The following is an 8,487-nucleotide window of genomic DNA, read 5'->3' as shown; positions in this document are numbered from 1 at the left end:
TGCCAGCCGAACGCAGACCGCTTGACCCGAGACATAGAATCTCTCCCCGCTGGGGAGAGGGGATGGTATTGCTCTCCCCGTGGGGAGAGGGAATGGCATGGAGGGCGGCGACGGGATTATCTAGCCGTTGCCCTCTTCCGGGGGGACGTAGTGGGTCTCGGCGGTCTCGCCGCTGCCGAAGAAGTATTCCTCGGTCTGTTCGGTGAGGAACTCACGGGCGTTGGGATCGGCGAGGTGCAGGCCGTATTCGTTGATCAGCCGGGTCTGCTCGACCAGCCATTGCTGCCAGGCCTGCTTGGAGACGTTCTCGTAGATGCGCTTGCCCAGTTCGCCGGGCAGCGGCGGACGGTCCAGGCCTTCGGCCTCGGTCTGCAGTTTCACGCAGTGCACGGTGCGGCTCATGGGGTCTCCGGGAGTCGTCGGATGAGTCTGGCGATGGGCGCCGGCACGCCGGGTGGCGCGTTGCGGTCGTGCCAGGCGCAGTCGTCGGCGTCCATGATACCGGCGGCGTCCTCGACCTGCATGTGCAGCGGGCGGATCTCCAGCTCGAAGTGGGTAAAGCCGTGGCGGAGAGGTTCCAGCTCGCGGACCGCGTCCGGAGCCAGACCCAGGGCGTCGCGGCACCAGGTTTCGGGGTCGCGCTCCGCCGGGACCTCCGGCAGGGCCCAGAGCCCGCCCCAGATGCCCGCCGGCGGGCGGCGCTGGAACAGGATCTCGTCGGGACCGCGCTGCAACACCAGCATGCGGGTGTGGCGCAGGGGCCGGCGCTTGCGGCGGCGCGCGGCCGGGATCTCGTGCTGCCGGCCCTGGCGGTACGCGACGCAATCGTCGCTCAGGGGACAGGCGGGGCAGTCCGGATTACGACGGGTGCAGAGGGTGGCGCCCAGATCCATGATCGCCTGGGTGTAGTCGGCGACCCGCTCGTGCGGCGTCTCGCGCTCGGCCAGGGCCCACAGGGCCTTCTCGAAGGCGGCCTCGCCCGGGGCGCCGTCGACGCCGTGGTAGCGGGCCAGCACGCGCTTGGCGTTGCCGTCCAGGATCGGCGCCCAGGCGTCGAAGGCCTGGGCGCGGATAGCGCCGGCGGTGGAGCGGCCGATGCCCGGCAGGGTCATCAGGGCATCCACGTCGGCGGGCAGCTCGCCGCCGTGTTCCGCGACCACCTGCTTGGCCGCGGCGTGCAGGTTGCGGGCGCGGGCGTAGTAGCCGAGCCCGGCCCAATGACGCATGACGTCGTCGGCGGGTGCCTCGGCCAGGGTGTGGATATCCGGGAAGCGCGCCATGAAGGCGTTGAAGTAGTCGATGACCGTGGCGACCTGGGTCTGCTGCAGCATGATCTCGGAGACCCACACACGATAGCCGCTGCGCGGGTGCTGCCAGGGCAGGTCCCGGCGCCCGTGGTCCTCGAACCAACGCAGCAGTCGGTCGGCGATGTCAGTGCGTGCGTTCATCGGCGACCCGCTCGATGCCCTTGGCCGTCTTCAGCGCCTGGGCGGCCAATGTCCGCCGGAGCAGCCAAGGCCCCACGAACGGCGGCACCCAGAAGTCGGGCTCCAGCTCGGTGCGGTAGTGCAGACGCGTGCGCTCCGGCCCAACCGCCTCGAAACGCCATTCGGCCTCGCCGTGGCTGAGATCGCTCTGCGCGGGAATGATCGTCATCGCCAGTCTCTTGCCGGGACCGATAACCACCGTCTGCAGTTGCCGCATGTGCTTGCAGAAGAAACCGAAACAGATCCGGGCCTCGGTGCGCAGACGATTGTCCGGCAACCGCTCCGAGACCTCGATGCTGTCGTTGAGCCGCGACAGGCGTCCCACGTCGCTGAGCACCGCGAAGGCGGCCGCCGCCGGCACCTCCAGCAGGATGCGCATGCTGGCACTGTAGTACTCGCCGGCGCGGTCGACCTCGAGGGACTCGACCGTCGCCGCCCAACCCGCGGCCGGCAGCAGCCATAGCGCGACGGCTAGCCCGGCGCCGGTCCGCATCCGCGATCACCCGCCGTCATCGGCGGACTCGGCCGACTCCTTCGTTTTCTTGTCCTTGCTGCCGCCGAACAGGCTCTTGAGGCCTTCCTGCATCTCGTCCTGGAGCTTCTTGTTCAGTTCCTGCTTCTTCTCCTCGACCTTCTGGTCCGCCTTCTGGCGCAGCTCCTGCTTCTCCTCTTCCAGCTTCTGCTTGGCCAGGCCCTTGAGGGCGCTTGCCATGTCGACGCTGAAGCCGGGCGAGAACAGGTCGCCGGAGAGCTTGATCGGCACCGTCAGCCCGGCCAGCTTGGCCAGGTCGCCGCCGGCATCCTCCAGGACCTTGGCGTTGACGGTGTAGTCGAGCTTGTTGCCGGCGAGATCGTAGCTGCCGGCGCCGCCGGCCTCGATGCCGGCGGTGCGGAACACCAGGTCGCGGCCCGCGAGCAGGCCGTCGCGGACGTTGAAGGAGGCGGCGAAACGGCTGAAGTCGGTCTTGCCCTCGGTCGCCACGTCGGTGTCGCCTTTCTGCTGAAAGCGGTTGCGGGCCGCGGTCAGGAGCTGCGCGAGGTTGAAGCCGTTGAGCGCCCCGTCGCGGAACTCGAAGGAAAGACTGCCGCCCAGGGACCGCAGCATCTCCTGCGTGGTGGTGCCCGAGGTGGTCAGGTCCAGGGTGAGGTTGGCCAGGGCCTCGACCCGCTCGGAACCCACCAGGTCCTTGAGCAGCGGCCCGAAGTGCAGGCCGTTGAGATCGCCCTTGATGGCATAGCTGGGGCGCTTGCCGGCGGCGTTGACGGTGCTCTGCATGCGCAGGTTGCCGCCGTAGAGGTTGGCCCCCAGGGGCTGGATGCGCAGGACACCGTCGCGCGCCGTGACCGCCAGTTCCGCGTCCTCGACGTTGAGGTTGGCGACCTTGAGCTTGCCCGCGGTCAGGCGGCCGTCCATGCGCAGATCCTTGAGCGGCCCCAGGTCGATCTCGGCGCTGCCGCCCTTGCCGGTACCGGCGGACTCGCTCTCGGCCGCCTTGCCCTCGCCTTCCGGCGGCAGGTAGCGATCGACGTTCATCTCGTCCAGGGCCAGGCGGAAGGTGATCGCCGGGTTGGCGAAGTCGCGCACAGCGGCCTCGCCCTTGAAGCTGCTGTCATCCAGTTCGACCAGGATCTGCTTGAGGCTGGCGCGCTCGGTGGTGGCCTCGAACTGGGCGTCCAGGCCGGCGCTGGCGAGCACGCCCGAATCGCGGGTCTCGGGTGCCTCCATGCCCAGGCGCTGCATCACCGCGCGCGGCGAGAAACTCTGAACGGTTATCCGGCCGTTGAACTCCGGCGACTCCAGGAGCCGGTTGCCGTCGATCTCGCCGCCGACGTTCACGCCCGCGGCCTGGAGCTGCAGGTCGCGCACCTTCATGCGGCCGGCCTGGGCGTCGAATTCGCCGCCGCCGGTCAGCGAGAGCTGCTGCTCGCCCTTGGGCAGGGACTCGCCCTTGGCCAGGACCTCCAGCTTGAACTCCGGCAGCCGCACGAACTGCGCCTCCAGATCGGGGTGGATCTGCGCCACCAGGGTGTTGCGCATGGTGATGCCCAGTTCCTGCGCGGCGAAGGTGAAGGACAGGTCCAGCGGGAAGCTCTCGCCCGAGGTGAGGCGGCCGGTGGACAGGTTCAACTCGCTTAGCTCGTAGCGCTCGCCGGCGGCGCGGTCGTCGAACACCACGGAGGCGTTATCGATCTCCACGGCCTCGATCTCGAGCTGGGGCATGGTGAAGCCGCCCGCCTCGCCGGCCGGCTGCTCGGGAGCCGGCTCGGGCTCGGCCGCACCCTCTTCCTGCGCACTCAGCTTCGCCACCATGTCGTCCCAGTTGGTGGCGCCGTCGGCCTTGCGCGCCAACCGCAGCCGCATGTCGGTGAGGCTGACGGTGCCGATCTCGATACGCTTGGCGAACAACGGCAGCAGCTTCACGCGGACGCCGGCGCCGCCGATCGCGGCGAACGGCTCCTCGCCGAAGCCCTCGGCGTTCGCCAGGCGCACCTCGCCCAGCTCCACGCCCAGCCACGGGAACACGGACAGTTCGATGTCGCCGGGGATCTCCATCTGGCGACCGGTGGCATCCTCAACGGCCTGGGTGATCCGGCCCTTGTAGTCGTTGGGATCGATGACCATGGGCAGGATCACGGCGGCGGCCGCCACCAGGGCCACCAGGATGCCGACCACGATCAGCGCGATCTTGAGGAAACGGTTCATAGCGTTGCCTGTCCTATTTGTACTGCGTCGGTTATCGACAGCGGCGCGGGCCGCGCGTTCGCCGGCCCCGCCGGTGTCCGCCTGACGGCCGCCCCTCGGGCGGGCGAGCCTCGTCAGCATCCCTCGTACAAGGTATCCTAAAGCATCGGGTCCAGTCCGACGGACCCGGCCTTTGAATCACCGCTCCCGCGACAGCATGAATATCCGGCTCAACGGCGAAACCCGGCAGTTCGACGGCGTCCAGACGCTGGCCGAACTGGTGGCGGAACTGGGCCTGGACGGCCGCCGGCTGGCGATCGAGCACAACGGCGAGATCGTGCCGCGCGGCGAGCGGGAATCGCGCCGACTCGCCGACGGCGACCGCGTGGAGATCGTGCACGCGATCGGCGGCGGCACCCCCTGAACGCATCCCCGGAAAGAGCATGGCCGAAACCGCAAGCGCAATCGCAGATCCCGACGATGTCCTGATCGTGGCGGGCCGCCGCTACGGCTCGCGGCTGCTGGTGGGCACCGGCAAGTACCGCGACCTGACCCAGACCGGCGAGGCCATCGCCGCCGCCGGGGCGGAGATCGTGACCGTGGCCATCCGGCGGACCAACATCGGTCAGGACCCGGACGAGCCCAACCTGCTGGACGTGGTCGATCCGGCGCGCTTCACCATCCTGCCCAACACCGCCGGCTGCTTCACCGCCGAGGACGCGGTGCGCACCTGCCGCCTGGCGCGCGAACTGCTGGACGGCCACAACCTGGTCAAGCTGGAGGTCCTGGGCGACCCCAAGACCCTGTACCCCGACATGCCCGCCACCCTCGCCGCCGCCGAGACCCTGGTCGCCGACGGCTTCGAGGTTATGGTCTACTGCAACGACGACCCCATCGCCGCCCGCCGGCTGGAGGAGATCGGCTGCGTCGCGGTCATGCCCCTGGCCGCCCCCATCGGCTCCGGCCTGGGCATCCAGAACAAGTACAACATCCTCAGCATCGTCGAGAACGCCGGCGTGCCGGTATTGGTGGACGCCGGCGTGGGCACCGCCTCGGATGCCGCCGTGGCGATGGAGCTGGGCTGCGACGGCGTGCTCATGAACACCGCCATCGCCGAAGCCAAGAACCCCGTGCTGATGGCCTCGGCCATGCGCCATGCCGTGATCGCCGGCCGGCAGGCCTATCTCGCCGGCCGCATGCCCCGCCGCCGCCACGCCTCGGCTTCCTCCCCACTGACGGACCTGCCGTTCTAGCTTCAGAAACTAACCACAGAGGCGCACAGAGGCGCGCAGAGGAAAGAACAATGTTGTTCTTGAATAGCAGGGACGGCAGGAAATCATTCGCGCCCTTTCCTGTCTTGAAACCGTTTTTTATCTCTGTGCGCCTCTGTGCGCCTCTGTGGTCATTGCGTTAATGAGCACGGCCTCTACGCACAACCGCCGAATCCGCAGCTTCGTGCGCCGCGAGGGCCGCCTGACGCCGGGCCAGCAGCGCAATCTGGACACCCTCTGGCCGCACTACGGCCTTGAGATCGGGGACGGGCCGTTCGACTGGGACGCGGTGTTCGGGCGGTCCGCGCCGCGCAACCTGGAGATCGGGTTCGGCGCCGGCGAGGTGCTGGCCGAATTGGCCGAGCGCCATCCGGACGAAGACTTCCTTGGCATCGAGGTCTACCGCAGCGGCGTCGGCCGGCTGCTGGGCGAGCTGCGCGACCGTGATCTCGACAACGTGCGGGTGTTCTGCGCCGACGCCGTCGAGGTCCTGGCGCGGGCGGTGCCGGCGGCCAGCCTGGATACCGTGCTGCTCTACTTCCCCGACCCCTGGCCCAAGAAGCGCCACCACAAGCGCCGCCTGGTGCAGCCGGCCTTCGCCGACGCCGTCGCCCGGGTGCTCAAGCCCGGCGGCCTCTGGCGGCTGGCCACGGACTGGGCGAACTATGCCGAGTGGATGCGCGAGGTCCTGGACCCGCACCCGGCCTTCGAGAATGTCGGCGACACGGACGGCTTCGTGAGCGACCCGCCGCGCCCCGGCACCCGCTTCGAGTCGCGCGGCCTGCGCAAGGGCCACGCCGTGCGCGACCTTGCGTATCGGCGCGTTTGAAGCGACGCTAAGGGGCTGTCCAGACGCAAGCGAGGGTCGGGAGAGACGCCCCCGGGCGCTTTCCAGGGAAAGCTATGTCGGCACAACACCCCATCATCGCGGTCACCGGCTCCTCCGGGGCGGGCACCTCCACCGCCCGGGTGGCATTCGAGCACATCTTCCACCGGCTCGACGTCAAACCGGCCTTCATCGACGGCGACGCCTTCCACGCCTATGACCGCGAGGAAATGGCCGAGGCCGTCAAACGCGCCACCATCCGGGGCGAGAACTTTTCGCACTTCGGACCCGCCGCCAACCACCTGGACAAGCTGGAAGAGCTGTTCAGCCAATACGGCGACAGCGGCCGGGGCATGACCCGGCGCTACCTGCACGACGAGATCGAGGCCGCCGAGTTCGGTCAGCGTCCGGGCACCTTCACCGAATGGCAAGCGATCCCGGACGACACCGAGGTCCTCATGTACGAGGGCCTGCATGGCGGCGCGGTCACCGACCAGGTGGACATCGCCCAGCACGTCGACCTGATGGTCGGCGTGGTGCCCACGATCAACCTGGAATGGATCCAGAAGATCCGGCGCGACACCGACGAACGCGGCTATGCCCCCGAGGACGTGGCCCGCACCATCCTGCGCCGGATGCCGGACTACGTGCGCTACATCACGCCGCAGTTCTCGCGCACGGACATCAACTTCCAGCGGGTGCCGCTGGTGGACACCTCGAATCCCTTCATCGCCCGCGACGTGCCCAACGCGGACGAGTCCATGGTGGTGATCCGTTTCCGCGAGCCCCGGGCCTGGCCGGTGGACTTTCCCTACCTGCTGACCATGATCCGGGACTCGTTCATGTCGCGGCCCAATACCCTGGTGGTGCCGGGCAACAAGATGCGCATGGCCATCGAGATCATCATCGGTCCGATCATCGAAATGCTGTTGGCGGCCCGGCCGCACAGCCCGCACACCGATCGCGCCACGCGCGGCAAAGGCAGAGGACGGAAGAGCAAGCGATGAAATACCGCCCCCTCGGATCCAGCGGTCTCAACGTCAGCGTCATCGGCCTGGGCACCATGACCTTCGGCCAGCAGAACACCGAGGCCGATGCCCACGAGCAGATCGATTACGCCCTGAGCCAGGGCGTGAATTTCATCGATACCGCCGAGATGTACCCCGTGCCGCCGCGGGCCGAGACCCAGGGCCGGACCGAGGAATACATCGGTTCCTGGCTGGCGCGCCACGGCCGGCGCGAAGACATCATCCTGGCCACCAAGGCCACCGGCCGCAGCGAGATGACCTGGATTCGCGACGGCCAGGAGACCCGGCCGGGCCGGGGCCAGCTCCGCACCGCGCTGGAGGCCAGCCTCCGGCGCCTGCGCACCGACTACGTCGATCTCTACCAGATCCACTGGCCCGACCGCCGCACCAACTTCTTCGGCCGCCTGGGCTACACCCACAAGCCGGCCGAGGACGAGATCGCGCTGGAAGAGACCCTGGAAGAAGCCGCCGAGCTGGTCGCGTCCGGCAAAGTACGCTTCCTGGGCATCTCCAACGAAACGCCCTGGGGCCTGATGCGCTACCTGCACCTGGCGGAGACCCGGAACCTGCCGCGTATCGTCTCGATCCAGAACCCCTACTCGCTGCTGAATCGCAGCTTCGAGGTCGGCCTGGCCGAGTGCGCGCACCGCGAGCGGGTGCCGCTGCTGGCCTACTCGCCCCTGGCCTTCGGGGTGCTCAGCGGCAAGTATCTGGACGGTGCCGCGCCGAAGGACGCACGTCTGACGCTGTTCGACCGCTTCACCCGCTACAACACCCAGGCCGGCGAACGCGCCGCGCGTGCCTACGTCGAGCTCGCCCGCGACAACGGCCTGGACCCGGCGCAAATGGCCCTGGCCTACGTCAATTCCCGCAGCTTCCTCGCCAGCAATCTGGTCGGCGCCACCACCATGGACCAGCTCCGCAGCGATATCGCCAGCATCGACATCGACCTGGACGACGAGATCCTGGCCGAGATCGAGGGCATCCACGAATCGCATCCGAATCCCTGCCCTTAAAAGACGCGCAGGAGCGCGCGTGCGCGCGGGCGGGCGCACGCGAACGGCGGATGGCACGTGAACTTCGCGGCGTAAGACACTGGTCCCGCCCGGGTTTACGGACACCGGGCACGCATAGCGGCCGTGAACCGTGATATTGCGCTTTTTTTCCTCTATTTCAGTCGGTTACGCCGAAC

9 protein-coding genes are annotated in these 8,487 nt (G+C 68.4%); 5 read left to right on the top strand and 4 right to left on the bottom strand.

All coding sequences use genetic code 11. The features are described 5' to 3' along the window. Nucleotides 1-120 precede the first annotated feature (120 nt). From PC39_RS03810 to PC39_RS03795, 4 genes are read right to left on the bottom strand one after another with little or no spacing between them, the layout of a single operon-like run. Nucleotides 121-402, bottom strand: coding sequence for an oxidative damage protection protein (locus tag PC39_RS03810; RefSeq protein ID WP_353252034.1), 282 nt, complete (start codon nt 400-402; stop codon nt 121-123). Beyond that, complete coding sequence (mutY, locus tag PC39_RS03805) at nt 399-1,448, bottom strand: A/G-specific adenine glycosylase (RefSeq protein WP_353252033.1); 1,050 nt, start codon at nt 1,446-1,448, stop codon at nt 399-401. Before mutY ends, PC39_RS03810 begins: the two co-directional genes overlap by 4 nt. After that, complete coding sequence (locus tag PC39_RS03800; protein ID WP_353252032.1) at nt 1,432-1,980, bottom strand: SRPBCC family protein; 549 nt, start codon at nt 1,978-1,980, stop codon at nt 1,432-1,434. The genes mutY and PC39_RS03800 overlap by 17 nt, the downstream gene beginning before the upstream one ends. A 6-nt stretch (nt 1,981-1,986) precedes the next feature. After that, on the bottom strand, nt 1,987-4,191 hold the full coding sequence (locus tag PC39_RS03795; RefSeq protein ID WP_353252031.1) for an AsmA family protein: 2,205 nt from the start codon (nt 4,189-4,191) through the stop codon (nt 1,987-1,989). Between the two features lie 196 nt (nt 4,192-4,387). Between PC39_RS03795 and thiS the strand changes: the two genes are divergently transcribed. The 5 genes from thiS (at nt 4,388) to PC39_RS03770 (ending at nt 8,311) form a co-directional block, all read left to right on the top strand. Then, nucleotides 4,388-4,594 carry a sulfur carrier protein ThiS gene (gene thiS, locus PC39_RS03790; RefSeq protein WP_353252030.1) on the top strand — a complete coding sequence of 69 codons (207 nt, stop codon included), beginning with the start codon at nt 4,388-4,390 and terminating at the stop codon, nt 4,592-4,594. Between the two features lie 19 nt (nt 4,595-4,613). Continuing rightward, complete coding sequence (locus tag PC39_RS03785; protein ID WP_353252029.1) at nt 4,614-5,423, top strand: thiazole synthase; 810 nt, start codon at nt 4,614-4,616, stop codon at nt 5,421-5,423. 160 nt (nt 5,424-5,583) lie between these two features. After that, nucleotides 5,584-6,270 carry a tRNA (guanosine(46)-N7)-methyltransferase TrmB gene (trmB, locus tag PC39_RS03780; RefSeq protein ID WP_353252028.1) on the top strand — a complete coding sequence of 229 codons (687 nt, stop codon included), beginning with the start codon at nt 5,584-5,586 and terminating at the stop codon, nt 6,268-6,270. A 74-nt stretch (nt 6,271-6,344) separates the two neighbouring features. After that, nucleotides 6,345-7,274, top strand: a complete 930-nt coding sequence (locus PC39_RS03775; protein ID WP_353252027.1) for a phosphoribulokinase — start codon at nt 6,345-6,347, stop codon at nt 7,272-7,274. Next, entirely contained in the window at nt 7,271-8,311 is a 1,041-nt protein-coding gene (locus PC39_RS03770) for an NADP(H)-dependent aldo-keto reductase (protein WP_353252026.1), read from the top strand. Before PC39_RS03775 ends, PC39_RS03770 begins: the two co-directional genes overlap by 4 nt. Nucleotides 8,312-8,487 lie beyond the last annotated feature (176 nt).

Origin of the sequence: Salinisphaera sp. PC39, assembly GCF_040361335.1 — a bacterium.
Lineage (GTDB): Bacteria > Pseudomonadota > Gammaproteobacteria > Nevskiales > Salinisphaeraceae > APNM01.
This window is presented reverse-complemented; position numbering and strand designations above follow the sequence as displayed.